Annotated in this window: 23 protein-coding genes, 2 tRNA genes and 2 pseudogenes; 13 read left to right on the top strand and 14 right to left on the bottom strand. The window is 44.3% G+C overall.

The annotated features are described in order from the left end of the window. The first annotated feature begins 2 nt into the window (after nucleotides 1-2). Nucleotides 3-800 carry an indole-3-glycerol phosphate synthase TrpC gene (gene trpC / locus E8Q33_RS04585; protein ID WP_069295256.1) on the top strand — a complete coding sequence of 266 codons (798 nt, stop codon included), beginning with the start codon at nucleotides 3-5 and terminating at the stop codon, nucleotides 798-800. Here the strand turns inward: trpC and crp are convergent. Next, the gene (crp, locus tag E8Q33_RS04580) at nucleotides 780-1,466 is read right to left on the bottom strand and encodes a cAMP-activated global transcriptional regulator CRP (RefSeq protein WP_069295257.1); all 687 of its coding nucleotides are present in this window, start codon (nucleotides 1,464-1,466) and stop codon (nucleotides 780-782) included. The genes trpC and crp overlap by 21 nt on opposite strands. Before the next feature lie 105 nt (nucleotides 1,467-1,571). On the opposite strand from crp, the gene E8Q33_RS04575 reads away from it, so the two are divergent. Genes E8Q33_RS04575 through E8Q33_RS04565 form a run of 3 tightly spaced genes read left to right on the top strand, consistent with a single transcriptional unit; the run spans nucleotide 1,572 to nucleotide 2,700 of the window. Continuing rightward, a complete protein-coding gene (locus E8Q33_RS04575) occupies nucleotides 1,572-1,991 on the top strand; it encodes an OsmC family protein (RefSeq protein WP_136553140.1) in 420 nt (139 codons plus the stop codon). 31 nt (nucleotides 1,992-2,022) lie between these two features. Next, nucleotides 2,023-2,412: a VOC family protein gene (locus E8Q33_RS04570; protein WP_069295259.1), complete on the top strand. Its 390-nt coding sequence runs from the start codon at nucleotides 2,023-2,025 to the stop codon at nucleotides 2,410-2,412. Between the two features lie 12 nt (nucleotides 2,413-2,424). Continuing rightward, nucleotides 2,425-2,700: a YcgL domain-containing protein gene (locus tag E8Q33_RS04565; RefSeq protein WP_069295260.1), complete on the top strand. Its 276-nt coding sequence runs from the start codon at nucleotides 2,425-2,427 to the stop codon at nucleotides 2,698-2,700. A 1-nt stretch (nucleotide 2,701) separates the two neighbouring features. Here the strand turns inward: E8Q33_RS04565 and mutS are convergent. After that, a pseudogene (gene mutS, locus E8Q33_RS04560) lies at nucleotides 2,702-5,250 on the bottom strand (DNA mismatch repair protein MutS). A 16-nt stretch (nucleotides 5,251-5,266) separates the two neighbouring features. Here mutS and E8Q33_RS04555 point away from each other — a divergent pair. The 8 genes and pseudogenes from E8Q33_RS04555 (at nucleotide 5,267) to E8Q33_RS04520 (ending at nucleotide 11,897) form a co-directional block, all read left to right on the top strand. Continuing rightward, entirely contained in the window at nucleotides 5,267-5,779 is a 513-nt protein-coding gene (locus E8Q33_RS04555) for a CinA family protein (RefSeq protein WP_136553139.1), read from the top strand. Between the two features lie 120 nt (nucleotides 5,780-5,899). Next, the gene (gene recA, locus E8Q33_RS04550; protein WP_136553137.1) at nucleotides 5,900-6,940 is read left to right on the top strand and encodes a recombinase RecA; all 1,041 of its coding nucleotides are present in this window, start codon (nucleotides 5,900-5,902) and stop codon (nucleotides 6,938-6,940) included. Beyond that, complete coding sequence (gene recX / locus E8Q33_RS04545; RefSeq protein WP_136553135.1) at nucleotides 6,937-7,380, top strand: recombination regulator RecX; 444 nt, start codon at nucleotides 6,937-6,939, stop codon at nucleotides 7,378-7,380. The genes recA and recX overlap by 4 nt, the downstream gene beginning before the upstream one ends. Beyond that, a pseudogene (gene alaS / locus E8Q33_RS04540) lies at nucleotides 7,380-9,982 on the top strand (alanine--tRNA ligase). The gene recX and the pseudogene alaS overlap by 1 nt, the downstream one beginning before the upstream one ends. Before the next feature lie 3 nt (nucleotides 9,983-9,985). Further along, nucleotides 9,986-11,206 carry an aspartate kinase gene (locus E8Q33_RS04535; protein ID WP_069295266.1) on the top strand — a complete coding sequence of 407 codons (1,221 nt, stop codon included), beginning with the start codon at nucleotides 9,986-9,988 and terminating at the stop codon, nucleotides 11,204-11,206. Between the two features lie 225 nt (nucleotides 11,207-11,431). After that, nucleotides 11,432-11,617, top strand: coding sequence for a carbon storage regulator CsrA (csrA, locus tag E8Q33_RS04530; protein WP_014706856.1), 186 nt, complete (start codon nucleotides 11,432-11,434; stop codon nucleotides 11,615-11,617). Nucleotides 11,618-11,671: 54 nt separating this feature from the next. Continuing rightward, nucleotides 11,672-11,760: transfer RNA gene (locus E8Q33_RS04525), tRNA-Ser, on the top strand. A gap of 60 nt (nucleotides 11,761-11,820) precedes the next feature. Then, nucleotides 11,821-11,897 (top strand) — tRNA-Arg (locus E8Q33_RS04520). Between the two features lie 96 nt (nucleotides 11,898-11,993). Here the strand turns inward: E8Q33_RS04520 and E8Q33_RS04515 are convergent. The 11 genes from E8Q33_RS04515 to E8Q33_RS04465 form a co-directional block, all read right to left on the bottom strand. Further along, nucleotides 11,994-12,185, bottom strand: a complete 192-nt coding sequence (locus E8Q33_RS04515) for a hypothetical protein (protein WP_136553133.1) — start codon at nucleotides 12,183-12,185, stop codon at nucleotides 11,994-11,996. An 8-nt stretch (nucleotides 12,186-12,193) separates the two neighbouring features. Further along, complete coding sequence (locus E8Q33_RS04510) at nucleotides 12,194-12,397, bottom strand: hypothetical protein (RefSeq protein WP_136553132.1); 204 nt, start codon at nucleotides 12,395-12,397, stop codon at nucleotides 12,194-12,196. 173 nt (nucleotides 12,398-12,570) lie between these two features. Then, nucleotides 12,571-13,506: a sensor domain-containing diguanylate cyclase gene (locus E8Q33_RS04505; protein WP_168800147.1), complete on the bottom strand. Its 936-nt coding sequence runs from the start codon at nucleotides 13,504-13,506 to the stop codon at nucleotides 12,571-12,573. A 20-nt stretch (nucleotides 13,507-13,526) separates the two neighbouring features. Next, nucleotides 13,527-14,360: a cache domain-containing protein gene (locus E8Q33_RS04500; protein ID WP_136553129.1), complete on the bottom strand. Its 834-nt coding sequence runs from the start codon at nucleotides 14,358-14,360 to the stop codon at nucleotides 13,527-13,529. Nucleotides 14,361-14,556: 196 nt separating this feature from the next. After that, nucleotides 14,557-16,032 carry a radical SAM protein gene (locus E8Q33_RS04495; protein WP_136553127.1) on the bottom strand — a complete coding sequence of 492 codons (1,476 nt, stop codon included), beginning with the start codon at nucleotides 16,030-16,032 and terminating at the stop codon, nucleotides 14,557-14,559. Between the two features lie 153 nt (nucleotides 16,033-16,185). Further along, nucleotides 16,186-16,722 carry a glutathione peroxidase gene (locus tag E8Q33_RS04490; protein ID WP_136553125.1) on the bottom strand — a complete coding sequence of 179 codons (537 nt, stop codon included), beginning with the start codon at nucleotides 16,720-16,722 and terminating at the stop codon, nucleotides 16,186-16,188. 120 nt (nucleotides 16,723-16,842) lie between these two features. Next, nucleotides 16,843-18,495: an ABC transporter ATP-binding protein gene (locus tag E8Q33_RS04485; RefSeq protein WP_136553123.1), complete on the bottom strand. Its 1,653-nt coding sequence runs from the start codon at nucleotides 18,493-18,495 to the stop codon at nucleotides 16,843-16,845. Next, complete coding sequence (locus E8Q33_RS04480) at nucleotides 18,492-19,688, bottom strand: ABC transporter permease (protein ID WP_136553121.1); 1,197 nt, start codon at nucleotides 19,686-19,688, stop codon at nucleotides 18,492-18,494. Before E8Q33_RS04480 ends, E8Q33_RS04485 begins: the two co-directional genes overlap by 4 nt. Next, a complete protein-coding gene (locus E8Q33_RS04475; protein WP_136553120.1) occupies nucleotides 19,681-21,063 on the bottom strand; it encodes an ABC transporter permease in 1,383 nt (460 codons plus the stop codon). Before E8Q33_RS04475 ends, E8Q33_RS04480 begins: the two co-directional genes overlap by 8 nt. 6 nt (nucleotides 21,064-21,069) lie before the next feature. Beyond that, nucleotides 21,070-22,950 (bottom strand): peptide-binding protein, encoded by a 1,881-nt coding sequence (locus tag E8Q33_RS04470; RefSeq protein WP_211116093.1) that lies wholly within the window; start codon nucleotides 22,948-22,950, stop codon nucleotides 21,070-21,072. A 173-nt stretch (nucleotides 22,951-23,123) separates the two neighbouring features. Then, nucleotides 23,124-24,050, bottom strand: a complete 927-nt coding sequence (locus E8Q33_RS04465; RefSeq protein ID WP_136553118.1) for a patatin-like phospholipase family protein — start codon at nucleotides 24,048-24,050, stop codon at nucleotides 23,124-23,126. Nucleotides 24,051-24,162: 112 nt separating this feature from the next. Here E8Q33_RS04465 and E8Q33_RS04460 point away from each other — a divergent pair, with 112 nt between their 5' ends. Further along, on the top strand, nucleotides 24,163-24,375 hold the full coding sequence (locus E8Q33_RS04460; protein ID WP_136553116.1) for a hypothetical protein: 213 nt from the start codon (nucleotides 24,163-24,165) through the stop codon (nucleotides 24,373-24,375). A 2-nt stretch (nucleotides 24,376-24,377) separates the two neighbouring features. Here E8Q33_RS04460 and E8Q33_RS04455 read toward each other — a convergent pair whose 3' ends face one another. Next, nucleotides 24,378-25,754 carry a ribonuclease J gene (locus tag E8Q33_RS04455; RefSeq protein ID WP_136553114.1) on the bottom strand — a complete coding sequence of 459 codons (1,377 nt, stop codon included), beginning with the start codon at nucleotides 25,752-25,754 and terminating at the stop codon, nucleotides 24,378-24,380. Between the last annotated feature and the right edge of the window lie 20 nt (nucleotides 25,755-25,774).

The following is a 25,774-nucleotide window of genomic DNA, read 5'->3' as shown; positions in this document are numbered from 1 at the left end:
TTATGACTGACACTCCCGATATTCTGAAAAAAATTCTGCAGCGCAAACAACAGGAAATTGCTGAACGCAGTAAACGTTTGCCGATAAATTTATTACAGCAACTGGCTGAAAATGCAGATCCCGTCCGGGGTTTCGTTGAAGCTATTGAACGTAAACTGGCTGCAGGACAAAGTGCCGTTATTGCTGAAGTTAAAAAAGCTTCGCCCAGTAAAGGTGTACTGCGGGCAGACTTCAAACCAGCCGAAATTGCATTGTCTTATCAAAATGGTGGCGCGGCCTGTTTATCAGTCCTCACCGATCAGGATTTTTTTCAAGGCCATGAAGATTATCTGAAACAAGCACGTTTTGCCTGTCAGTTACCGGTGATCCGTAAAGATTTTATTATTGACCCTTACCAAGTATTTGAAGCACGAGCAATTGGTGCCGATTGTATATTGCTGATTGTTGCCGCGTTGGATGACGATCAACTTGAACAATTAAGTCAGTTGGCCATACAGCTGGAAATGGATGTATTGGTCGAAGTGCATAATGAAGAAGAATTACATCGTGCAATGGTTTTGAATCTTCCACTGATGGGGATCAATAACCGGGATTTGCATACGTTTGAAACGTCGTTAGAAACAACGATTAAGTTACTCAACTTCATTCCTGATGAAACCATTGTCATCACTGAAAGCGGCATCCTTGGCAAAGAAGATGTCGCTTTGATGCGTGAACATGGCGTAAACGGGTTTTTGGTTGGCGAAGCCTTTATGCGTGCTGATGACCCAGGTGAAGCTTTAGCCAACCTTTTTAATTGAGGCATTAACACCGCGATGATCTTCGTCAAACAGGATCATCGTTTTGCCATGCGCCCATAAAACGCCGCGTTCTTGTAATTCTTTTAATACCCGGCCAACCATTTCTCGCGAACAACCCACAATGCGACTGACTTCCTGACGAGTGATCTTAATTTGGCGGCCTTGTTCGTGACGCATTGCATCGGGTTGTCCTGCCAGATCTTTTAATGCTTCTTCTACTCGGCCTGACACATCCATAAATGCCATATTGGTTGCTTTACGGGTGGTGGTCAGCAGACGTTTAGACATCTGTTCGCCTAAGGTTTCCAGCAAGTATGGGTAACAACTTTTTAATTCTGTTTTGGAAAGCGCTTTTAATGTTTGATAACTGATTTCTTCAGTACGACAATCGGTTCTGGCTTTGACCAGTGATATACGATCACTGATGTCGTGAAAGTAACCAACTTCACCGATAAAATCGCCCTGATTGAGATAGGCAACGATTAACTCTTCACCCTCTTCATTTTCAACACAGATGCTGACAGAACCCTCACGAATATAATAAAGCTTGTCGGGAATATCACCCGGTCGAGCCAACATTGTTTTGGCAGGGTAGACTTTGCTATGGCAATGTTTGAAAAACTCTGCCAACTGCTCTTCTCTCTCTTTATGTTTTAAATAATCCATGTCTTGAAGGCCCAGCTTTATTTTTATAAGGATTAATTCTGCCCAATTCCGATGATTATGGCAAAATTAAACGTTGTTACGCGTAATTTATGCAGGATGAGTTAAATGAAAGCAAGAGTAAAGTGGGTCGAAGATGTTTTATTTGTCGGTGAGTCCGGAACCGGACATACCGTGGTAATGGACGGCCCAGAAGAAGCTGGTGGTCACGGCACCGGCATGCGGCCTATGGAGCTCCTTTTACTAGGTCTGGGTGGTTGCACTTCATTTGATGTCATCGATATTTTAAAAAAGTCGCGTCAGGATGTAACAGATTGTGTAGTTGAAGTTTCCGCAGAGCGCAGTGAAGAAGCGCCAAAGGTCTTTACTAAAATTCATGTGCACTACACAGTCACTGGCCGTAATCTTAAAGCTAACTTTGTAGATCGCGCGGTTAAACTTTCAACCGAAAAATACTGCTCAGCTTCAATCATGCTGGCAAAAACAGCTGAAATCACCCACGACTATGAAGTGATTGAACAAGTCTAAATACTACTTTTCCTAATAACGGAGCATAACCATGCAGCGACCAACACGAACCGGCGGTTTGCGTCATGTAGCATTAACCGTCGAAAATCTTGAAGCCTGCGAACAATTTTATGTTGATTTGTTAGGTATGGAAGTCGAATGGCGACCCGATACAGAAAATGTGTATCTGACTTCTGGCAATGACAACCTTGCCTTGCACCGCGGAGAAAACATTAACAAATCCCCAGTCCAACCTTTGGATCATATTGGTTTTATTATTCCGACCCCTGAACAGGTTGATGAATGGTATGCATTTCTGGATCATCATGCAGTACCCATGCGCCAACCGCCCCGCACCCATCGTGATGGGGCCCGCAGCTTTTATTGTTATGATCCGGCTGGCACTGTGGTGCAGATCATCTACCATCCCCCGATTTCGTAAAAAAGAGTGATTATGAAAACGTATATTTACAAGAGCCGAAAAAAAGAAGAACTGTATCTTTATCTAAGCAAAAAAGATGATTTTTCAGAAGTACCGCCAAGTCTTTATAGCTCAATGGGCAATGAGCCGTTATTTGTGATGGAACTGGATCTTAGTCCGGATCGAAAGCTGGCCCGCGAAGATGTAAATAAAGTTATTCATAATCTGCAAAGTCAGGGCTTTCATGTGCAAATGCCACCCACTAACGATTTGTTGCTGCATCGTGAGCGAACAGGTCAACTGCATTAATTCAAATGAGCTTTTTAAGCTCGTAGAGTAATTCCAAAGCGGCTTTAGGCGTTAATTCATCAGGATTGATTTGTTCAATTTTGTTCAGCAGAACTGAATTATCCTGTTGAGCAAATAAATCAGGTTGCGGTAGTTGTTCCTGCATATTTGAACCTACAGTTCGTTGTGATTCCAAATTCGCCAATTTATGTTTAGCAGCTTGAATCACATCATTGGGTACCCCGGCAAGTTGCGCCACCTGCAGTCCATAACTCTGATTGGCCGCACCTGGTTTTAATTGATGCAGAAATACAATCTTGTCGCCATGCTCAATCGCATCAAGATGCACATTTAAGGCTTTGTCATACAACCCTGGCAACTGGGTCATTTCGAAATAATGTGTGGCAAATAAAGTATAAGCACCGATATCTCGCACCAGTTTTTCAGCGCAGCTCCAGGCCAGCGCCAACCCGTCAAACGTGCTGGTGCGCGCCCCACTTCATCCATTAACACCAAACTTTGTGCTGTAGCGTTATTCAGAATATTGGCTGCTTCGTTCATTTCCACCATAAAGGTTGAACGACCTGAAGCCAGATCATCACTGGCACCAATGCGAGTAAAAATCTGATCAATCGGACCGATAACGGCCGATTCTGCGGGAACATAACTTCCCATATTCGCCATGATCACAATCAATGCCGTCTGTCGCATATAGGTGGATTTCCCGCCCATATTCGGTCCAGTAATCACCAGCATCGATTGCTCATTTAACTGTAAATCATTGGGGCAGAAATGGGTTTTCTGCACCGCCTCAACCACAGGATGGCGTCCGGCCTGAATCGACAATCCTTTGTCCGAAGTTAACTGCGGCGCGACATAATTTAGCGTTTGTGCCCGTTCCGCCAGATTACTCAACACATCAAGCTCAGCTAATGCAGCTGCACAATGGGTCAGTGCTGCCAGCTCCGGATGAATTAATTTAAACAGCTCTTCATACAAAGATTTTTCCAAGGCCAATGCTTTTTCACTGGCACTGAGCACCTGATCCTCATGGGTTTTCAGCTCTGCAGTAATATAACGCTCGGCATTTTTCAGTGTTTGTCTGCGTTGATAGTCGGCCGGTAACTGAATGTTGTGAGCGCGACTGATTTCGATATAAAAACCATGAACTTTGTTATAGCCAACCTTTAAGGTGTTAACCCCTGTACGCTCACGCTCTCGCAGTTCCAGTTCGCGTAGAAAGTCGTTGGCATTCAGATGCAGATTACGCAACCGATCCAGTTCCGCGTGGTAACCCTCCGCAATCACCCCTCCATCACGTATAAGTACCGGCGGCTCTTCCACAATCGCTTCATTTAATAATTCAAGCAATTCCGGAAAGGTACCCAACTCACGATCAATCTGTTTCAACAATCGGGCTTGAGAGCCTGATAATTCTTGATGCAGACTCGGTAACGCCGTCAGCATTCGACGTAATTGCACAAAGTCTCGAGGTCTGGCACTGCCAAGCGCTACTCGGGTAACAATGCGTTCAATATCACCTAACGGTTTTAACAGGGTTTGAACAGCAGCAATGACATCTTGTTCAATAAGGTTGCCAATCGCCGCCTGGCGTTGTTGCAGAATGGTTAAATCGCGTTTTGGCTGTAATAACCAGCGTCGAAGTAAACGTGTTCCCATCGGCATAACAGTATTATCAATCACTGACAATAAGGTATTTTCACGACCACCCGACAGGTTTTGTTCCAGCTCAAGATTACGTCTGGATTGAGGATCGATACGAATACTGTCGGCTGGCGTTTCAACGGTGATTTTGCGTAATTGAGGCAGTGCTGTGCGATGTGTCTGCTGAGCGTAATTCAATAAACATCCTGCCGCCATAATGGCTAGCGGCAAATCATCACAGCCAAAACCCTTTAAATCCGTGGTACCAAAATGCTCACATAAGCGACGACGGGCTGCATCAAGTCCAAAATGCCATTCTGGCACAAATTTCAGTTGTTTCTCATAGCTGTTAAATGTATTGCCATGACTATCATCAATCAGCATTTCTGCTGGTTTCAGTCTGGCTAAATCAGCTAATAAATCATTTAACGATTGATGCTGACATACCTCAAATCGTCCACTGCTGATCTCAGCAACAGCCAGTCCGTAGTGATCCTTTTGCTTTGCAATCGCAACCAGTAGATTTTCCTGTTTACTGTCGAGCAAGGCTTCATCGGTTAATGTGCCGGGCGTTAACACCCTCACCACTTTACGATCTACCGGGCCTTTGCTGGTTGCCGGATCACCAATTTGCTCGCAAATAGCAACCGCTACTCCGGCTTTAAGTAAACGTGCCAGATAGCCATCTGCAGCATGGTAAGGCACACCCGCCATTGGAATCGGCGCACCATTGCTATTGCCACGAGCTGTTAGCGTAATGTCCAGCAATTCAGCAGCTTTATGCGCATCATCGAAAAACAACTCATAAAAGTCGCCCATTCGATAAAACAATAACAATTCTGGATGCTCGGCCTTGATGCGCAGATATTGCTGCATCATTGGCGTATGATTGGGTTTTTCAGTCATTTTTATAGTTTAGCGTATGCAAGATTATTCTGACGCAACACTTTATCAGCTTACCCAGCAACTGGCACAAGCGCTTCAATCAAAAGGCTTGCGATTAGTTACAGCCGAATCCTGCACTGGAGGCTGGCTGGCAAAATGTTGCACAGATTTGCCTGGCAGCTCCACCTGGTTTGAAGGCGGCATCGTCAGTTACAGCAATCAAATCAAACAACAGCATCTGGATGTCAAACTCAGCACCTTGGAGCAATTTGGCGCTGTCAGCGAACAAACGGTGATAGAAATGGCAACCGGCGCAGTCAATAATTTCGACGCAGATATTGCTGTTGCGATAAGTGGCATTGCAGGTCCGGATGGTGGTTCAGCAGAAAAGCCAGTCGGAACAGTTTGTTTTGCCTGGGCTGATAAACAAAGTGCCTTTTGTAATACATTTCTTCTGCGTGGCAATCGCGAATTCATTCGTCGCCAAGCGGTATTTATCGCACTTGACGGTTTAGTTAAAAAGTTAGCTTCCACCGAATATTACGCCTGACCTCCACTACAAAATTATTATCCTCAAAATGCTTGCTTGAAACACGAATAGACGCTGGTGAGACATGGCTATCTGTGTGATAATCCATAGTTCTTTGATATCAGCTAAAGGGCACACCAAATGGATGAAAACAAGAAGAAAGCGCTTGGCGCAGCCTTAGGTCAAATCGAAAAACAATTTGGCAAAGGTGCGGTCATGCGTTTGGGCGATGGAACTGCCCACCGTGATATCGATGCGGTATCAACGGGCTCTATTGGACTTGACGTTGCATTGGGTATTGGTGGTTTACCACGTGGTCGTGTAGTTGAAATCTACGGTCCTGAGTCATCAGGTAAAACCACGTTGACCTTGCACGTTATTGCAGAAATGCAAAAGCTGGGCGGCACTGCCGCGTTTGTTGACGCTGAACATGCCCTTGACCCGCTTTATGCTGAAAAATTAGGTGTCAACATTGACGATTTGCTGGTCTCACAACCTGATACCGGTGAGCAAGCGCTGGAAATCACCGATATGCTGGTACGTTCAGGTGCAGTGGATATCGTGGTAGTTGACTCTGTAGCTGCACTGACCCCTAAAGCCGAAATCGAAGGTGATATGGGCGACAGTCATATGGGCTTGCAAGCACGCCTTATGTCGCAAGCGCTACGTAAACTGACTGCCAATATCAAACGTTCCAACACATTGGTTATCTTTATCAATCAAATTCGCATGAAGATCGGCGTCATGTTCGGTAATCCAGAAACAACCACCGGTGGTAATGCCCTTAAATTCTATGCTTCTGTTCGTCTGGATATCCGCCGAATTGGCGCTATCAAGAAAGGCGATGAAATCCTTGGTAACGAAACCCGCGTAAAAGTGGTGAAAAACAAGGTCGCGCCACCATTCAAACAAGTTGAATTCGACATTCTTTACGGTGAAGGTATTTCCCGTGAAGGTGAGCTGATCGATCTGGGCGTCAATGAGAATATCGTTGAAAAATCCGGTGCATGGTACAGCTATGACGGCAACCGCATTGGTCAGGGTAAAGACAATGTGCGGATTTATCTGAAAGAACATCCAGAAATGGCTAAGGAAATCGAAGCTAAAATCCGTGCGGTTATGTTGCCTAAGAACATCAAGGCAAATGCTGAAACTCCAGTGGATGATGAAATCGACGCGTGAAGTCTCGCTCTGCAACTGAACAAGCAGTTGGCTATTTAGCCAGACGAGAACATAGCGCCGTCGAATTACAGCAAAAACTTCAACAAGCTGGTCATGAAACGGATAAAATTCATGCCGCTTTAGAAAAGCTACAACAAAGTGGCTTACAGAATGACGAACGTTTTGCCGAAGCGTTTATTCGTTCTCGCGTTCTTCTCCGGGGATATGGAGAGTTGCGAATCAGACAAGAAATGAAACAAAAAGGCGTGGCGGATGAGCTTATTAATTCCACCATGCAACAGGCAGAAACAGATTGGTTTGCGCTTGCTATCGAAGTACGATGCAAGCGTTTTGGCGAGCAGAGCCCCGATGATTTTAAAGACCGTGCCAAGCAGATGCGGTTTTTACAATATCGGGGCTTTACTCATGAACAAATAACGGAAAGTTTTGAACTGAACTAATGAAAACGAGCGCTGATATACGCAAATTGTTTCTGGACTTCTTCGCTGACAAAGGTCACGAGGTGGTTTCCAGCAGTCCATTAATACCGGCCAATGATCCGACATTATTATTTACGAATGCTGGAATGGTTCAGTTCAAAGAAGTGTTCCTGGGTCAGGAAACGCGAAAATACACTCGTGCAACAACAACTCAACGTTGTGTGCGTGCTGGTGGCAAACATAACGATCTGGAAAATGTTGGCTACACCGCTCGTCACCATACGTTCTTTGAAATGCTGGGTAACTTCAGTTTCGGTGATTATTTCAAACGCGAAGCGATTCAATATGCCTGGGAATTTCTGACCGAAACCTTCAACTGCCTGCCGAAAAATTATGGATCACCGTATTCGAAGAAGACGATGAAGCCGCTGATATCTGGTTAAAAGAAATCGGCGTTGATGCTACTCGCTTCTCTCGCATCGGGGCTAAAGACAACTTCTGGTCAATGGGTGATACCGGTCCATGTGGTCCCTGCTCTGAAATATTTTTTGATCACGGCCCAGATGTAGCTGGCGGTCCGCCAGGCACACCAGAAGAAGATGGTGATCGATATATCGAGATCTGGAATCTGGTGTTCATGCAGTTTAATCGCTCTGCCGACGGCACACTGACACCACTACCAAAACCATCAGTAGATACCGGCATGGGTCTGGAACGTCTGGCCGCCGTATTACAACACCAACACAATAACTACGATATCGATCTGTTCCAGAATCTGATTAAATCGATTCAGCAATTATCCGGAACTACCGATTCCAGCAATACATCACTTCGAGTTATTGCCGATCATATCCGCTCATGTGCATTTATGGTGACCGATGGTGTGCAACCTTCCAATGAAGGCCGCGGTTATGTATTGCGCCGCATTATTCGTCGTGCAATTCGCCATGGACATAAACTGGGTTTAAAAGAAGCTTTCTTCTACAAACTAGTTGCACCTTTGGTTGAGGAAATGGGCGAAGCCTTTCCGGAGCTTGCCAAAGCTCAGGCGATTGTCGAGCAAGCACTTAAAATTGAAGAAGAACGCTTTGCCGATACGTTGGATAACGGCCTAAAAATTCTGGATCACGCTATTGATGAAATGGCTGACAAAGAAATTCCTGGCGAAACCATTTTCCTGTTGTACGACACTTATGGCTTTCCAATTGATCTCACCGCTGATATCGCCCGTGAACGCGGATTAACGATTGATGTTGCTGGCTTTGAACGTCATATGGAAGCCCAACGCACTCGTGCCCGTAGCGCCAGCCAATTCAGTGGTGGTTTGTCAGAAACACTGGTGATTGATGGTGAAACTATTTTCTGTGGTTACGATCATGTGCGCCATGATGCCGTGATCACTGCCCTGCTGGTTGATGGCGAAAATGTCGACAAACTGCACGCTGGTCAGCAAGGCATTATCGTTCTGGATCACACACCTTTTTATGCTGAATCTGGTGGACAGATTGGCGATCAAGGTGAAATCAATACTGCCGGTGCCCACTTCATTGTTAAAGACACGCGTAAACAAGGTAAAGCCTTTACCCATATTGGTGAATGTAAAGATGGTACGTTTGAAGTCGGCCAATCAGTTATTGCTCATGTCGATGAATACAATCGTCAGGCAACAGCACAAAATCATTCTGCTACTCACTTGTTACATGCTGCATTACGCACGGTGCTTGGTGAACATGTTACCCAAAAAGGCTCATTGGTAGATTCACAACGCCTGCGTTTTGATTTTTCACATTTTGAACCGGTTTCTGCTGAACAATTACGTGAAATAGAACGTCTGGTTAATCAACAAATCCGTGTTAACCATACCGTTGAAACACGTTTGATGCCGATTGAAAAAGCCCGTAAAAGCGGCGCGATGGCACTTTTCGGTGAAAAATATGATGAAGAAGTTCGTGTACTTAGCATGGGCGACTTTTCGATTGAACTTTGTGGTGGAACCCACGTTGGCCGCACTGGTGATATCGGTTTACTGAAAATCACTAACGAAACGGGTATTGCGTCAGGTGTTCGCCGTATCGAAGCTGTCACTGGTGAGGCGGCATTAAATTATATTGAACAGTCTGAAAATCGCCTGAACAGCATTTCAGAAATGGTCAAAGCCAATGCGGATAATGTTGAAGAAAAAACCCAACAACTGGTGCAACGTACCCGTCAGTTGGAAAAAGAACTGGAAGCATTAAAATCAAAATTGGCTAGCAGTGCCGGTTCCGACTTGGCTGCTTCAGCGACAGAAATCGGCTCAGTAAAAGTATTGGCCGCTAATCTGGAAGGGGCAGATCTTAAAAGCCTGCGTGATACCGTTGATCAACTAAAAAATAAACTGGGTAGTGCCGCGATTGTGCTGGCTGCAGTAGAAGGTGAAAAAATCACCTTAATTGCTGGTGTATCGAAAGATATTACCGATAAAATCCGCGCTGGCGATTTGGTATCCCATGTTGCTGCACAAGTCGGTGGTAAAGGCGGCGGCCGCCCAGATATGGCACAAGGCGGTGGTACCGAACCACAAAATTTAACTGCTGCACTCGACTCCGTCACCAGTTGGGTGGCATCTAAGCTGGAAAATTAAGTCATGGCACTTATCGTACAAAAATACGGCGGCACTTCAGTCGGTTCTGTTGAACGTATTCAAGAAGTCGCTAAAAAAGTTATTCAATATCGCAATGATGGTCACGATATCGTAGTTGTCGTTTCTGCTATGAGTGGTGAAACTAATCGTTTATTGGCTTTGGCGAAGGAAATTAATCCAGATCCACGTGGCCGTGAGCTGGACGTTTTGTTGTCAACTGGCGAACAAGTAACTATCGCGCTGCTCAGCATGACATTGCAACAAATGGGTATGCCAGCACAGTCCTATACTGGATCACAAGTACGTATTCTCACCGATGATGCTCATAACAAAGCGCGCATTATGCAAATCGATGATGAAAAAATGCGTCAAGATCTTAGCGACGGCAAAGTTGTCGTGGTCGCGGGGTTTCAAGGTTGTGATGAGCAAGGCAATATCACCACCCTCGGTCGTGGCGGCTCTGATACCACTGCTGTTGCATTAGCTGCTGCGTTAAAAGCTGATGAATGCCAAATTTATACTGATGTGGATGGTGTCTATACCACCGATCCACGTGTTGTCCCGGAAGCTCGTCGACTAGATCGCATTACTTTTGAAGAAATGCTTGAAATGGCCAGCCTGGGCGCAAAAGTTTTGCAAATCCGCTCCGTCGAATTTGCTGGAAAATACAACGTGCCTTTACGCGTACTTTCATCTTTTACCGAAGGTGGCGGCACATTAATTACGTCTGAGGAACCCTCAATGGAACAAGCGCTTATTTCAGGTATTGCCTTTAATCGCGACGAGGCAAAACTAACTATTCTAGGCGTGCCTGATCAACCAGGTGTCGCACATAAGATTCTGGGTCCGATTGCCAAACAAAATATTGAAGTGGATATGATCATCCAGAACACCGGGCATGATTCCACTACCGATTTCACTTTCACCGTGCATCGCAATGATTATCAAACCGCGTTAAAACTACTTAAAGAAACATCCGTTTCATTAGCGGCTCGTGAAGTAACTGGTGATGAACATATTGCAAAAATCTCACTGGTCGGTGTAGGCATGCGTTCACATGCAGGTATCGCCAGCACCATGTTTGAAACCTTGGCAAAAGAAAATATCAACATCAGCATGATCTCCACATCAGAAATTAAGATTTCTGTGGTAGTTGATGAAAAATATCTTGAGTTGGGCGTAAGAGCTTTACACAAGGCATTCCAGCTTGAACAGGGTAACTAAACCATTGATATCAGGAAGTTTTTCCTATCGATAAGGTGTAGTTATCCTGATATACTTTTCTGCAGTAGTGACACACGGATAATTTATTGCTTGGTGCTGTCATAGAAGAAGGGAGACAAAGATCTCTCACATGGAATAAACGGAACTGGCACGAGGCCTAGCTCAAGAAAGGAGTCTTAAATCTCCTCCCCTCGGTGCCAGAATTTATACTGCAAGGGGAAAAACATGTTAATACTTACACGTCGCGTTGGAGAGTCTCTCATCATCGGTGATGATGTCGTTGTAAACGTTCTTGGTGTCAAAGGTAATCAAGTCCGAATCGGTGTTGATGCACCAAAAGATGTCACAGTTCATCGTGAAGAAATTTACGATCGTATTCAAGCAGAAAAAGATCAATCAAACGCAGGTTAATTGAGTAATTCGACTAGCCAAAATCATCACAGCTGGTATAATGGCCGGCTTGATGGAGAGCTGGCCGAGCGGCTGAAGGCGCGCCCCTGCTAAGGGCGTATAGGTTAACCCTATCGAGGGTTCGAATCCCTCGCTCTCCGCCAAATTTTTATTAATTTATCCTTGTGATAATCAGTAAAAAACAGTAAAATTTCACGCTTAAAGCGCCTGTAGCTCAGCTGGATAGAGTACCTGGCTACGAACCAGGCGGTCGCACGTTCGAATCGTGCCAGGCGCACCAAAAATTGAAATACAATCAAGCGGTTATCATTAATTTGATAACTGCTTTTTTGTTTATTCTGTATTGATTCCTTATTTAACTCTATATTTCCCAGCTTTATCTAAAATGACCAACCATTTCACAAGCATTATCACGGTGCATTTTATGTTCTGGCAATTTTGATTTAGCTAATTGTTCCTGCCAAAACTCGCAAGTTTCAATGGCCTGTCTCAAACCAGCCTGTCTCTTTTGGTTTTCAATATCTCTAATTCTGACTTGTTCACGATTAATTTTTCCTTGGGCATCCATTCTCAATTTCATTTTTCGGTTTCAGATTCTATGGATTTAGCAATTTGATAAATTTCCCAATAACTAATGGCGCGTTCGACGCCAATCGTTGCAACATTTCCAATAAATACACCAAAAGAAATCACCAATAGCCATTGAATTAAATTCGGCTTTTTATCTTGAGGTTGCCATTTTCTTTGTGCCTTAGCATCTGCGTGCATCTTAACTTCCATGTTTAATTCCTTTTTAGTTGTCAGTAATTGATAACTTTAAATGTAGTTAGTTTTTGTCCTGTCGTAATACCGGATTAATAACTTTCCGCTTTCGTGAATAACATGTTCTGTTATGTAGGATCTGCGAGCTTATTGATAGCTAGTTCGCAAGCAGAAGTTAAGATTGGCTCAAGTTAACGATCAGTCAATTTGACTTCATACATGCGTTTATCAGCTGTGTTTATTAACTCATCTGCTGATGTTGCATCTTGAGGGCATGAAGCCATTCCGATACTGGCTGTGACACAAAGTCTGTTACCCAGATAAACAAGCGGTTTTTGAATTGCATCAGCGATGGTTTCTATAACACGCTGTGCTTGGGCTGGTGAGGTTTCTGGTAACAAAACTGCAAATTCGTCGCCACCCAATCTTGCTAATGTATCTGTCTGCCGCAGGATACTAAGTAGATGATTCGCCGTATGCTTGAGGATCTCATCTCCCGCATGGTGGCCGTAGTTGTCATTAATCGCTTTAAATCCATTTAAGTCGATGAACAGAATGGTAAATTCGCGTTTGTTTCGACGATAATCCTGAATGAGTTTATTGATAAACTCAAAAAACATCAGACGATTTGCTAGTCCGGTTAAACCATCGTGATAAGCCTGCCATTCCAGTTTGCTTTCGGCCTCACGTCTGCTGGTGATATCAATAATAAACGCTAATACATGTTTATCATCCAATGCAGTTAAGCGTTCCAGAAAGTAATATTCTTTGCCTTCTACCATCAATGGATATTCAAGTGTTGCCGGTTCACCAGTAAGCACCGTACTGGCCATCAAAGCTAATTTTTTCTCAACCAATTCAGGCTCTAATACTTCGCTGATATTCAATCCATTTAACTTATCTGCCGACATGAGCAAAGGAAAACTTTCTTCAACTTCGTAATCAATAATAGTACCGTCTATTCGCATTGTGAGCAGCAGATCAGGCATGGCATCAATAATGGCTTTATTGCGTTGATTGAGAACAGCCAACAGCTGTCTGGATTCGATCTGTTTGAGTAGTTGATAACCTAAAATCATCAGTAACAGCGAGAAAGCCAGCAAGATGATGATATTTCGTTTGACCATCTGGTTTTGATAACGCTGAATCAACTGGTTAGATGGGGTAAGTTTTCCGCAACTATGGAATACATTCCCCATTTGTCGAGAAACTGAAAATCACACTGCGCATTGTCATCCAATTTAATACGATAGATGCCAAGATCAGTCGATGTCTGATATTTATTGTCCTTGCATAGACTGTAAACATCACCTTTTTGCAGACCATCAGCAAGATTGGAAGACCAGATAAGTTTGCCAAACTGATCGGTTAGTACAGCTGAAATATTTTTATTATTGGTAATTTTTCCAAGCTGAGCAGTCAGAGCTTCACTTGTTAATGTGGTAACTGCCACCCCCAAGAATTCGCCTTCTGGGTTTCGAATGGGATAACTCATCGCAATATATAAAGCACTTTCCTGAATAACGGATTGTCTGGGTGAGGAAATAAAAAAATTTATTTGATTACTTTTTAAATGCTCTGCAAAGTAATCCCGTAAGGAAATTGGCGGTTGATAGCCTACTCTAGTAGAAAACGTAACCTCACCCTTACTATCAGCAATAGTGATATGCCATATGGACGGGTTTAAATTTTTTAACCTCATAGCAAATGCTGATACTTGCTCTGGGGATTCAACCGATAACGACCCGAGCTGTTTAAGATTTGCCGCCAAAAAAGAAAACTCTTTATCAATCAGCTCTGCTTGCAAAGCCGATGACATGCTGACACGCTGAGATATCTGGGAATGAATCGAGCTTTGATAGCCAGAAACTTGTTGATGGTAGAAAAAGCGCAAACTTAACGCACCGATAAACCATAAGCACACCATCACAAACACAATAAAAGTGCGATTAAAAAACCATTTTTCAACGTGTTTGCTCATATGTTCAGAGTAGCGCGATGTTAATAAAACCGCACTAAAAACACTTTAAAATTCGGATGGTTGCGCACATTTTTGATAAAACACCTGTTAAGCAATATTGAGTATTATCGGTCGAATACTGAAATACTTAATTGGCTGAATAAACTAGATTAATCGAATGTGATGAATTCAATTATTTTTTAGACAGGCAATGCTTTTACATAACACCTTCAAATTCTCTTGCAGAAGGTTTTAAAGGTTTTTTGTTTATACCATGCACCGCCTTCATTAATCGAAATGCTGCCCAATAATACGATCTGGTTGAAAGCTTAGTATTGCTATGAGAAATGGTTGCCGAATTGACATCAAACTGTTTGATACTAAACTCAGGGTATTTATCACTATTATTGGCCAACTGTTGGGATATCGGCGTTTTTGGCATTAATGTAAAGCGGTTTAGCATGATGCGTTCAATATACGGAGTATGCTTGGCAATAAACTCTGTAGTTAAGTCTACATCAGCTACCTCCTCGCCCGGGTAACCAATTATGGCTGTCATCCGAACACTTATTCCCGCTTCATGAGCATCTTGTAAAAAACGGGATAATCTATCTAGCTTTATACCTTTTGCCATTTGCTTAAGCATTCGAGCACTGCCCGATTCCAGACCACAGGTAATTCTGACTAGACCGGCTTTAGCGGCTTTTTGTAAATCAGCTTTTGATAAACCGTTGTCCATCCGTGAATCGACATGAATCGAAGCCGTCCACAGTGCATTGGGAAATTCTTTGGGGATGCGCTCGATCAATTCACGCCACAAAAATAAATCTGAATTAAGTTTCAAATCGAGAAATACAAATAATTTCGTAGCAAATTGAGCACTTTGGAAACGCATTTCATCTATAACATTTTCAATGGATCGGCTACGAAAAGTTCTGCCGGAGGCGCTGCTAACATCCGAACAAAAAGTACAAATATCCCATTCACAACCACGTCCGGTCATCAAGGGTATAACTTTATTGGGATAGGCGTGCCATGGAAAATCTGAAAAATCAGGGAAAGGGAGTTGATCCAATGCCACTAACGGCGGTGCTACGTCGACCATCTGCTGTGTCGGTTTGTATAAACCACGATACGCAGAAATATCTTTACCAGCCAGCACATCGTTAATTAACGAAATTAAATGCGGTTCTGGTTCTCCAGCATAAACCGCTGAAACACCTGGGATGTTATGCCATAACGCCGCAACTTCAGGATGGACAAAAGCACTGCCACCGATAATGACCGGAATCCCTCGCTGCTGACAGATTTCACCGATTGCATAGCTTATGTCGTAATACATGGTGTAAGCAGAAATGAGCACCACGTCCGGCGTGTTATTTAACAACTCGTCTAAATATTCCAATATGACTTTTTTATCTTCTGAGCCACCGGGATGAAATATTTGCTGAATAATTTTACGAATACGTTTGAGCGTCTTGTTTGGAGTAACTGCAGTCCAGTGTTTCAGGAAATTGAGATAAAGCTCCCTTCGCCTGGCTTGGGTCAGTCGTGGATAGCCTGCTACACCCTTAGCAAATGGTGAGAGAATATCTACATCAATCTGATTTGTTCGCAGCACGCTTGTCAGGTAACCCACTGATAACGTGGGGTAGCGTGAGAAATTGTTTAAGTCGATGACCAGCGCACGCATATCGCTTCCTTGTAGTGATGAGTGGCACAGCTTTACTACATCCTACAACGAAAATTTAATTTTGCTATATAAAAATCAGGCTAATTAACAGTGCAAACTTCACATTTTTAATTAGCCTTGTTTGAATCGCTTTAGATCAGTAGTAGTTGACTGTTACAACAAAGATTCAATCGCATCAGTGAGCTTTTTGTCACTCGGTTCAACTTTGCTTGGAAAAGCGGCGACAACTTTGCCGTCTTTGTTGATCAGATATTTACTGAAATTCCATCCGGGCTGTTCACTCTGGCGGTTAATTTCCTGAAACACCGGGTTCGCTTTCTGACCTGTCACGAAACTCGGTGCGATCATGGTGAATGTGACACCAAAATTCTCGCGGCAAACACGTTCCGTTTCGGCTTCGTCTTTGGCTTCCTGATTAAAGTCATTGCTGGCAAAGCCAACTACCATCAAGCCGCTTTGCTGATATTTCTGATGTAAGGCTTCCAGACCTTCAAACTGACGGGTATAACCACAATGACTGGCCGTGTTAACGACCAATATTGGTTTACCGTCGGCGACTTCACAGAGGTTTACTGTTTCATTGGAATGTAGTTTGGGTAATTCATAATTCAAAAAATCAGGACAAGATGATTCTGCCTGCACGGAAAAAGACAACATTAAGCTCGAAATGAATAGCAGTAGCAGACGCATAATCAATATCCTTTAAAGTATTAAGCAACAGAAGCTATCTAAAGCTTCGAAACCTAATCAAGCAGACCAGATAAAACAACAAAAGTTGAGTAAGTATTATTTAGTGCTTGGATAAATGTATTAAATCGCAGTGGCCAGATATTTATCATCCAGCCGCGGTACGGCATCCAGCAGATTTCGGGTATGTGCATTCTGAGGCGATTTCATGATTTGCTGCGTATTACCTGATTCAACTAATTGCGCTTTGTGCATCACTACCATCCGATCCGCCAGATAATCCACCACACCCATGTTGTGCGTGATAAACAACATGCCAATGCCCTCTTCATCCACCAGCTGTCTTAATAACTTTAAGATACCGGCTTGTACTGAGACATCCAGCGCTGAGGTGATTTCATCACATAGAATAAACCGCGGTTCCAAAACTAAAGCTCTGGCAATCGCTAGACGTTGACGTTGGCCGCCGGAGAATTCATGGGGATAACGCCATAAGCTATCGGTTGGCATTTCAACTCGATCTAAAAACCGGGCTGCAATTTGAATGCGTTCAGCATCAGTTTGACCGATACCATGCACTCGCATCGGTTCTATTAATGTCGTGTGAATCGGTAGGCGTGGATTCAAGCTAGAACCCGGATCCTGAAACACTACCTGCATGCGACGTCGAAGTGGGCGCATGGCCTTGGCAGATATCTGAGTAATATCCTGTCCTTCAAGAATAATGCTGCCTGCAGTGACATCCTGAAGTCTTAATAAGGCTCGTCCTAATGTGGTTTTGCCACAACCCGACTCGCCCACCAAGGCGACAATTTCACCAGCATTAACCTGTAATGAAACGTTATCTACCGCTCGAAATTGATCAACGACACGACGCATCAATCCACGACGGACCGGAAAATATACTGACACATCTTTCACTTCCAACAACACCTTATCGGATTTTGCTGGTCGAGCCGGTCTGGGTAGACGCTCAGGTAATGCGGCAATCAAACTTTGTGTATATTCATGTTGTGGATTACGCAGCACTTCAGCAGTGGTGCCACTCTCAACTAAAATGCCCTTACGCATGACACCAACCACATCAGCAATCTGAGCCACTACGCCAAAATCATGGGTAATGAATAACATGCCCATTCCACGCTTGGTTTGCAGTTCACGCATCAACTTAAGTATTTCTGCCTGTACTGTCACATCAAGCGCGGTGGTTGGTTCATCAGCAATTAACAATGCTGGTTCGCAAATCAACGCCATCGCAATCATGACACGTTGGCGCTGTCCGCCAGATAAACGATGAGGAAACTCACGTATTCGGCTGGCAGGTTCAGGAATACGTACTTCTTCAAGCGCAGCTAAAACTCTTTGTTTACGGGCTTCTTCACTGAGTTCTGGCTGATGAATCTGTAACACTTCATCCAGTTGTTCACCAATCGTTTGCACCGGATTAAGTGAAGTCATCGGCTCCTGAAAAATCATTGCAATACGACTACCACGTACTTTTCGTAGCGTTTCAGTATCGGCATTAAGCAGCTCGACATCCGCCAGTTCTCCTTGCGGATCCGATAAACGAATCTTACCCGCCGGATGACGGAAATGATCTTGAGGTAACAGTCCCATAATAGATAAAGCTGTTACGGATTTGCCACTGCCAGATTCACCCACTAAACAATAGGTTTGTCCAGATTCCACCGCTAGACTGATGTTGTTCACTGCACGCAGCCAGGTTTCCCCTTCGCCCAGTTCTGTGACCAGATTTTCAACTTCCAGTAACTTCATGATTGCATACCTCGACTAGTATGCGGATCAACGGCATCGCGTAACGATTCGCCTAACAGGTTATAAGCAAATACCGTCATGAAAATCGCCCCGCCGGGAAACACGGCCAGCCACCAATTAAATGTAGACGATTGCACTGCCTGATTGAGTAATTGTCCCCAAGAAGGATCGTCAACTAATCCCAGACCAAGAAAACTTAATGTTGCTTCAGCTAAAATCGCTGATGCGACGCCAAAACTGGTCGCAACTAATAGTGGTGCAAGGCCGTTGGGTAACATGTGTCGGAATAAGATTGATCGTAACGGCAAACCACTGGCAACGGCGGCCTGCACAAAATCCTGCTGTCGAAGTTTAAGAAACTCTGCTCGGACATAACGGGCATAGCCGGACCAGGCTGTTATGCCGATAATCACCATCATCATGTAAATCGAACGACCAAAAAAAGCGACAAATGATAACAACAGAAATAGAGTCGGTATCGCTTCAAAAATTTCCACCAAGCGCATACCGATAATATCGACGATGCCGGAAAAATAGCCCATCAGGCCACCGATAATAGTGCCAATGACTAAGGCGATTCCAGTCGCAATAAAGCCGATACCCAACGCAATTCGTGATGCATGAATCATCCGCGAAGCGACATCAGCCCCATTTTCATCGGTACCCATCAAATGGATCCGGTTCTGTGCGGATAACGGTGATTCAATTCCAGTATCGGCATAATCACGCAGATAATCTTTTGCCGAATAGGGGATCGGGGCGCGAATGATTTTTTCTACTTTGCCTTCCGCTTCCAGCTCACGATAATGCTCATAAACAACCAGAATAGGTGGTGAAACTGTTGCATACGCAATAACTGAAACCACCGCGATACTTGCCAGCCATAATAAAATCTTTTTCCACGCCACTAACGGCAACACTGAAATAACTAAGGTGATAAAAAACCCGCTCAACCAGATCCAGTCCAGTGCTTGCATATGTTTGAGTAATGGGCTGCTGGCCTGTCCATCAATCACCAGATAAATCGGATGACTACTCGCCAGAAACGGCGAAAAAGTTGCAATCATCACCAGTAAGCCAATCCATGCCAAACCAATCTTGGCGCTGGTTCGTTTTAGTAATGACGAAACAACCTGTTGTGCCCAGGATTTGGATGGTTGCTTGACTGGAATTTCAACGACTTGTTCAGTCATAACTGACCCTCGGATCGACAATCGCATAAGCAATATCAGCCAGTAAATAGCCAACTAATGTCAGCAGGCCGGAAATTAATGTCACAGATAAAACCAGCTCCCGATCACGGGTTTGTACTGCTTCAACAGCAAGTTTTCCCATGCCATCAATACTGAAGATGCTTTCCACAATCACCGAACCCGCCAATAAGCTCGGCAGTAAGGTTGCTGAAACAGTTATTAATGGTAAAAGCGAATTACGAAACACATGGCGCCATAAAACGGTTTCTTCATCAACGCCTTTCGCCCGGGCAGTTCGTGCATAATCGGCTGCCAGATTTTCCAGCAGCGAAGATCGCGTCAGCTTGGCTAAAAATGCCAATCCACCATAGGAAAGCGCGATAACCGGCAACACAAGATGCCACATCCGATCTAGTAAATAACCACTCTGTATAACTTGAGCCCCCAGCAAGTTTGATAACGCTAAACCAAAGCCAACTGCGAATCCGCCGGTAATGACAATTCGCAGTGCAATATTGCCCAGACCCGCGAAGAGTCTCACTAACATAGCCATTGAAGGAATCAGCAATATATGCAGCAAACCGAACAGATCACCGTTCAAATTAAAGGCCATCGCATAGCCCAACACAGCGCCGATAATAAGCCCGGCAAACTGTCGTATCTTCAATGAAAAGGTCACCACAGCGCTGATAAGTGCGACAGTGAGCAAAGCGACACATATAAAGGTAATAAACACATCACTCATGCTTGCCATCAGCGGCAGGAATGTCTGATCCGCAGTTTCTCTTCGCATCAAGCCACCGGTAGGGAACCAACGCCAATATTGTTCCGAGGCAAAAAAGCCTATAAACAAAACACCGGCCAACATACTCGGCACAGACCACAGGCCAAGCAGGAAAATATTTGAGGTTACGTCAAATCTACCGCCACGTTGCCGAGCGGCTTGCACACCAATGCCAATAGCCAGTGCATAAATCAGCGGTATTGAAATCAGATTGAGTAACAGCGTGATTGGTAAGCGTTCTGCAATCATATCGGTGACCGGTCGACCATAACGGAAACTGGTCCCTAAATCGGTGCCTTTCCAAAGCGAAAACTCGCCAAATGTGCCATCTGGCAGCCGTTTAAAACCGATCGGTGAAATATTATTCAACCAGCGAACATATTGCACCGGAGCCGGTTTATCCAACCCATATAGTTTGTTGTAATAATCTTCCAGCGCCTGACGGCTTTGTGGTTCCAGCTCCATGCCATCGACCAGAGATTGAGCACTGATTCCACCAGGAGCTGCTGCCATTACTGTGAATACCACAATGGTGATCCCGAGCAGCGTCGGGATCATCAAAAAGATGCGTCGTAATAGATAATTCAGCATAACTGTCTAACGTCTGTTCTGCAGTTCAGCCGGCACATATATCTCCACCGGTACACTCATCAGATTCAGGCCTAGACTGGTTTTTTCCAGATTATGAATTCGGCGATCAATAAACGCCATGGTATTGCGACGGAACAGGAAGGTATAGGGTTGATCTTCTACCAGAATTTTCTCTGCCTGATGCCACAACTCCATTCGTTTGTCTTCATCTACCTCTGATCTGGCAGCGTCGATAATTGCATCAAGTTCAGGGTTTCGATAATTGATAAAATTATCACCGCCTTCTACGGTTTGGCTGGAATGGAACATTTGATAAATATCGATCTCAATGCCCGAGGTCCAGGCCAAGGTGATCGCATCAAAGTTTTTCTGCTGGATGTTTTCCACCATCACCGACCATTCAGTAGGATTCGGTTTCATGATAATGCCGGAACGGGCATATAAATCTCTCAGGAACAGCACCATACGTCGCGTGTCATCGCTGTCCTGAAAGTAGGTCAGAGAAAACTCAAATCTATCACCATCAGGTGTCTCTAAAATGCCATCGTTATTACTGTCTTGAAATCCCGCTTCCAGCAATAACTCCCGGGCTTTGTCGATGTTATAGGCAATTGCTTCATTGGCTTCATCATGCTGGGCAGACCCGGGCATAAAGGGGCTGGCAGCAGGTTGTCCATAGCCGAGGAAAATTTCTTCCAATACCCTATCCACATTCGTCAACATGGACATGGCCATTCGTACCCGTTTATCGGCAAAAATAGTTTTCTCGCCACCGCGTTCCTGATTCCAGGCAATAAAGCTATAGCCAGCCGTTGGACTCATATACTCAAAATTCTGGCTACGTTCGGTGATATCTTTATCATCAAGCAGATTCTGATACTCACGCGGACGGGCGCTGTAAACATCAATATCGCCGTTACGGAAGGTAGTCAGTCGAGCACTATCATTTTCAATAATGCGCCAGACAATCCGATCAAAAGACGCACTAACCGGTCCCCAATAGCGAGGATTACGCACTAATTCCACTACACCCGTATCAGGTGTCCAACCCTCCGGGTTACTCAAACGAAACGGTCCAGACCCCATCAACAAACCACGACTTTCGTTAAATGTTTTTGGATCATCAAGAAACCGACCATAGAAATGTTCAGGCAAAATATCTAGGCTGCCAGCCAGTTGCAGACTGTTGAAATAGGGTTCGTTGAAAACAAACTCAACATGGTAATCATCCAGCGCCGTTACCCGTTCCATTCTGGATAAATAGGCACGGCTGCGTGGTGCGGCAATGGCTTCATTCATGATGAAGTTAAAGGTGAATTCCACGTCTTTAGCGGTTAAAGGTTCACCATCAGAAAAGGTAATATCACGGCGTAAGGTGAAAGTAATCGTCAGACCATCCGATGAGGTGGTCCAGTCTTCTGCAAGCAGACCGTTCCATTCCAGCGTGTCAGGATCACGTGACAGTAAAGATTCGAGCACATATTGCTGAACCTCACTTGAATAGGCATCAGCAGAAACCAGCGGAGTTAACGTTCTGATGTTGCTGGCAAATGCCATCATCAACCAGTCACCCTGAGCATAATCTTCTTTATCTGCAGCTAAACGTGCTCGTTCAAACGCGTCAGTGCCTTTCACATTGTTGAGACTACTTGGTTGGTTATTTGCGTTACTGCTAAAGTCAGTTGTACGAATGGTTTGCTCAAGATTACGCAATAACCCTCGAGTTGCACGAATATCTTTTGCCTGTTCCTCCATGACGCGTGTCATTTCATTCATTTTGGTCCATTGTCTGTCTATCTGGATCATCAATAAAAGAAACATCACCACAAACAAACTTAATCCTAGCCAGAACCAGAGCTTACTGATACCCACGTTTCCATTTTTCATGCGTTATTTGCCTATATCTCTGTAGATGTGCGTTATTTTTGTTTATTGTTTTGCTCAGACTGACAGCTTATGTAATTGCTGTCAGTAGATTTCTACTCAAATTTAGCTTCACGACATGACAGTTGCAAATGTAGGTTGGTTCTTTATCGCCGCTAAAATTCTATGTAAATGAATCAGCCTTTCATGTTGCGAAGCACATAGTGAATTTCTGCCAAGTTTCTCTCTACGCTTTGTGTGCCCGCCTCTATTGCTTCAGCTGCACGGAAAAACTCCAATAAACCTATCTGTGATAAACGTGGCTGCAATACGACATCTGGCGGATCTCCGGCCATACGGCTGCGGGTAATTCTATCCTGAGTTATATTGACCGATGCAGCGATTGCCGCAAACATATCGGGCACATCTTCTTTAACTGTTTTATCTTCAGCAAAAAAATTCCCAGCGTAGTTAGTAATAAATTCACTGATGCGATTGCCAAGCAAGCTGGAGCTTTGATCGTTTTTAGCTATGGGAGGATTCTGATGTAAGTGTTTGCCTAAAATATCGCCATTTAAATTGACCGCAATCACAATATCCGCACCTAATGCACGACAGACTGAAACTGGTACCGGATTGACCAGCCCGCCATCAATTAACCAGCGATTATGATGTTTTATCGCCGGAAACAGCCCTGGCAGAGAGATAGATGACCAGACAGCTTCCAGCAATTTTCCTTCAGTATTCCAAACCTCCTGACCTGAATGAAGATCTGTTGCCACACTGGCATAACGCTGAGCTAACGATTCAATTAATAATGTTTCTTCTGCAACATACAGATTTAAAAACTCATGCAGTTTATCTTTGTTGACCACACCATTGAATGGAAAACCAATTTTAAAAAAACGTGCCGTTTCAAGTTTGGTCAGTTTAAGTAAGCGCTGCTGCAATTCCGGTAATTTATGACTGACATGAGCTGCGCCAACTAAGGCACCGATCGATGTCCCTACCACCACATCGGGCTTAATTCCAGCGTTTACCAGTGAATTTATCACGCCTATATGTGCCCAGCCACGCGCAGCACCACTACCCAAAGCCAAACCAATTTTTAGGGAATCTTTCATTTATTTTCTATATCCGTAAAGTTAATATCAACGTTAACTTAATGAAAGAATTAAAGTTATAAACAAATTAGCCGATATGTTTTGTGAGCTCGTGTAAAGCTAGGTCGACACAATGGATATATCACGAATTTATCATAACAATTTTTTGATCACATACAGCACTCAACCAGTCAATCCTGGACAACCGACTGCGGATAAAACCCAGCCGTCTATTCAGGAAGAACGGCGGCAACGTCGTGAACGTCGTAAACGTAAACAAAAAACGTTGATTGAAAGACGGGTTTCTTCAGAACGTCGTGGCCCCGCATTTGATGCGAAAGCCTGACTTCATAATTTTTTCAGCAGCTTTCGATCAAACAGTCCCCACCTTCCGGTTTTAACTGCTCCACGCCGAATACCGTTTACCGGGGCAATATAAAATAAATCACCGTTCTGCCCCAATAACTGCTGTCTGACACCACTCGCCTTAGCAATTTTGGCATTCGCTTTCATATGCATCAATTCACCATGAACCGGGATAGCGCATTGTGGTTGTACCCATTGATACATGGTTTTCAACTCTTCACTGGCGGGATGTCCCGAGGCGTGTATCGGTAAAGCACTATTATCAATATCAATCACATCGACTTGCATGGCTTTAAGCCGTTCAATCAATGTGGCTATTGCTAATTCATTACCGGGAATCACTTTAGAACTGAAAATAACGGTATCACCAGGTGACAATTGCAAATCGCGGAAACTGTTCTGGCTCAGGCGATTTAATGCCGTACGAGGCTCGCCCTGGCTACCAGTTGCTACCAATAGAACAGTGTGTGCTGGCAGGTAACCCAAGTGTGCTGAATCTACAGAGGTTTTCACACTGGTCCACAAACCTACATTTTTGGCTGCCGATACCGTATTGATTAACGATCGACCGAGTAAACCCAAGTGTCGCCCGGTTTCTTCAGCAATTCTCGCCAAGGTATGCAAACGGGCGATGTTACTGCCAAAACAGGCGACCACCACTCTGCCCTTGGCATGTTCAACATGAAATTTCAGGCCTTTGTATAGATTGGCTTCTGATTCTGACCAGCCCTGAACATTGGCATTGGTGGAATCACAAACCATCGCATCAACCTGATATTCAGCCAGCTTTTGAAACGCGCTGGCATCGTAGGTCTTACCAACCACAGGGGCTTTATCAAGCTTCCAGTCTGCGGTATGAAATACCTTAGCAACCGGCGTGCTGATTAATAATGCATAAGGTTCTGGAATAGAATGTGTCAGGCGTAGCCATTCAACATGAAATACGCCGATCTGTCGTTTGGCATCCGCCTCGACGATGATTACCGGTACTTTGTCAGCAATACCCTGCTCGACCAATTTACGGCGTAGCATTTCGGCGGTAAATGCGGTGGTATACACCGGACAGCGGAAATATTCCCAAAGATAGGGCACGGCGCCGATATGATCTTCGTGAGCGTGAGTAATAATAAGACCATCTAACTGTTGACGACGGTCAATCAGAAATTGCGGATCGGCCATCTGAATCGGTGGGTTTTGGCTATTAATCGGTTCACCAAACTCATCGACTTCCGCTTGAAAAGTAACTCCACAATCAACGATTAACCAGCGCCCGTTATGTCCATATACATTCAGGTTCATACCGATTTCACCGCAGCCTCCCAGCGGTAGGAACCAAAAATCATCTTTTCCAGGTGTCATCCAGACCTCTTAATTCAGGC

It is taken from the genome of Methylophaga sp. SB9B (assembly GCF_004832235.1).
GTDB classification, from domain to species: Bacteria; Pseudomonadota; Gammaproteobacteria; order Nitrosococcales; family Methylophagaceae; genus Methylophaga; species Methylophaga muralis.
The sequence above is the reverse complement of the archived record's forward strand: the minus strand, read 5'-3'. Positions and strand labels throughout refer to the sequence as shown.

Coding starts and splice junctions, on each gene's coding strand:
- trpC (WP_069295256.1), top strand. CDS start 3: ATGACTGACACTCCCGATATTCTGAAAAAAATTCTGCAGCGCAAACAA.
- crp (WP_069295257.1), bottom strand. CDS start 1,466: ATGGATTATTTAAAACATAAAGAGAGAGAAGAGCAGTTGGCAGAGTTT.
- E8Q33_RS04575 (WP_136553140.1), top strand. CDS start 1,572: ATGAAAGCAAGAGTAAAGTGGGTCGAAGATGTTTTATTTGTCGGTGAG.
- E8Q33_RS04570 (WP_069295259.1), top strand. CDS start 2,023: ATGCAGCGACCAACACGAACCGGCGGTTTGCGTCATGTAGCATTAACC.
- E8Q33_RS04565 (WP_069295260.1), top strand. CDS start 2,425: ATGAAAACGTATATTTACAAGAGCCGAAAAAAAGAAGAACTGTATCTT.
- E8Q33_RS04555 (WP_136553139.1), top strand. CDS start 5,267: ATGCAAGATTATTCTGACGCAACACTTTATCAGCTTACCCAGCAACTG.
- recA (WP_136553137.1), top strand. CDS start 5,900: ATGGATGAAAACAAGAAGAAAGCGCTTGGCGCAGCCTTAGGTCAAATC.
- E8Q33_RS04535 (WP_069295266.1), top strand. CDS start 9,986: ATGGCACTTATCGTACAAAAATACGGCGGCACTTCAGTCGGTTCTGTT.
- csrA (WP_014706856.1), top strand. CDS start 11,432: ATGTTAATACTTACACGTCGCGTTGGAGAGTCTCTCATCATCGGTGAT.
- E8Q33_RS04515 (WP_136553133.1), bottom strand. CDS start 12,185: ATGGATGCCCAAGGAAAAATTAATCGTGAACAAGTCAGAATTAGAGAT.
- E8Q33_RS04510 (WP_136553132.1), bottom strand. CDS start 12,397: ATGGAAGTTAAGATGCACGCAGATGCTAAGGCACAAAGAAAATGGCAA.
- E8Q33_RS04505 (WP_168800147.1), bottom strand. CDS start 13,506: ATGGTCAAACGAAATATCATCATCTTGCTGGCTTTCTCGCTGTTACTG.
- E8Q33_RS04500 (WP_136553129.1), bottom strand. CDS start 14,360: ATGAGCAAACACGTTGAAAAATGGTTTTTTAATCGCACTTTTATTGTG.
- E8Q33_RS04495 (WP_136553127.1), bottom strand. CDS start 16,032: ATGCGTGCGCTGGTCATCGACTTAAACAATTTCTCACGCTACCCCACG.
- E8Q33_RS04490 (WP_136553125.1), bottom strand. CDS start 16,722: ATGCGTCTGCTACTGCTATTCATTTCGAGCTTAATGTTGTCTTTTTCC.
- E8Q33_RS04485 (WP_136553123.1), bottom strand. CDS start 18,495: ATGAAGTTACTGGAAGTTGAAAATCTGGTCACAGAACTGGGCGAAGGG.
- E8Q33_RS04480 (WP_136553121.1), bottom strand. CDS start 19,688: ATGACTGAACAAGTCGTTGAAATTCCAGTCAAGCAACCATCCAAATCC.
- E8Q33_RS04475 (WP_136553120.1), bottom strand. CDS start 21,063: ATGCTGAATTATCTATTACGACGCATCTTTTTGATGATCCCGACGCTG.
- E8Q33_RS04470 (WP_211116093.1), bottom strand. CDS start 22,950: ATGAAAAATGGAAACGTGGGTATCAGTAAGCTCTGGTTCTGGCTAGGA.
- E8Q33_RS04465 (WP_136553118.1), bottom strand. CDS start 24,050: ATGAAAGATTCCCTAAAAATTGGTTTGGCTTTGGGTAGTGGTGCTGCG.
- E8Q33_RS04460 (WP_136553116.1), top strand. CDS start 24,163: ATGGATATATCACGAATTTATCATAACAATTTTTTGATCACATACAGC.
- E8Q33_RS04455 (WP_136553114.1), bottom strand. CDS start 25,754: ATGACACCTGGAAAAGATGATTTTTGGTTCCTACCGCTGGGAGGCTGC.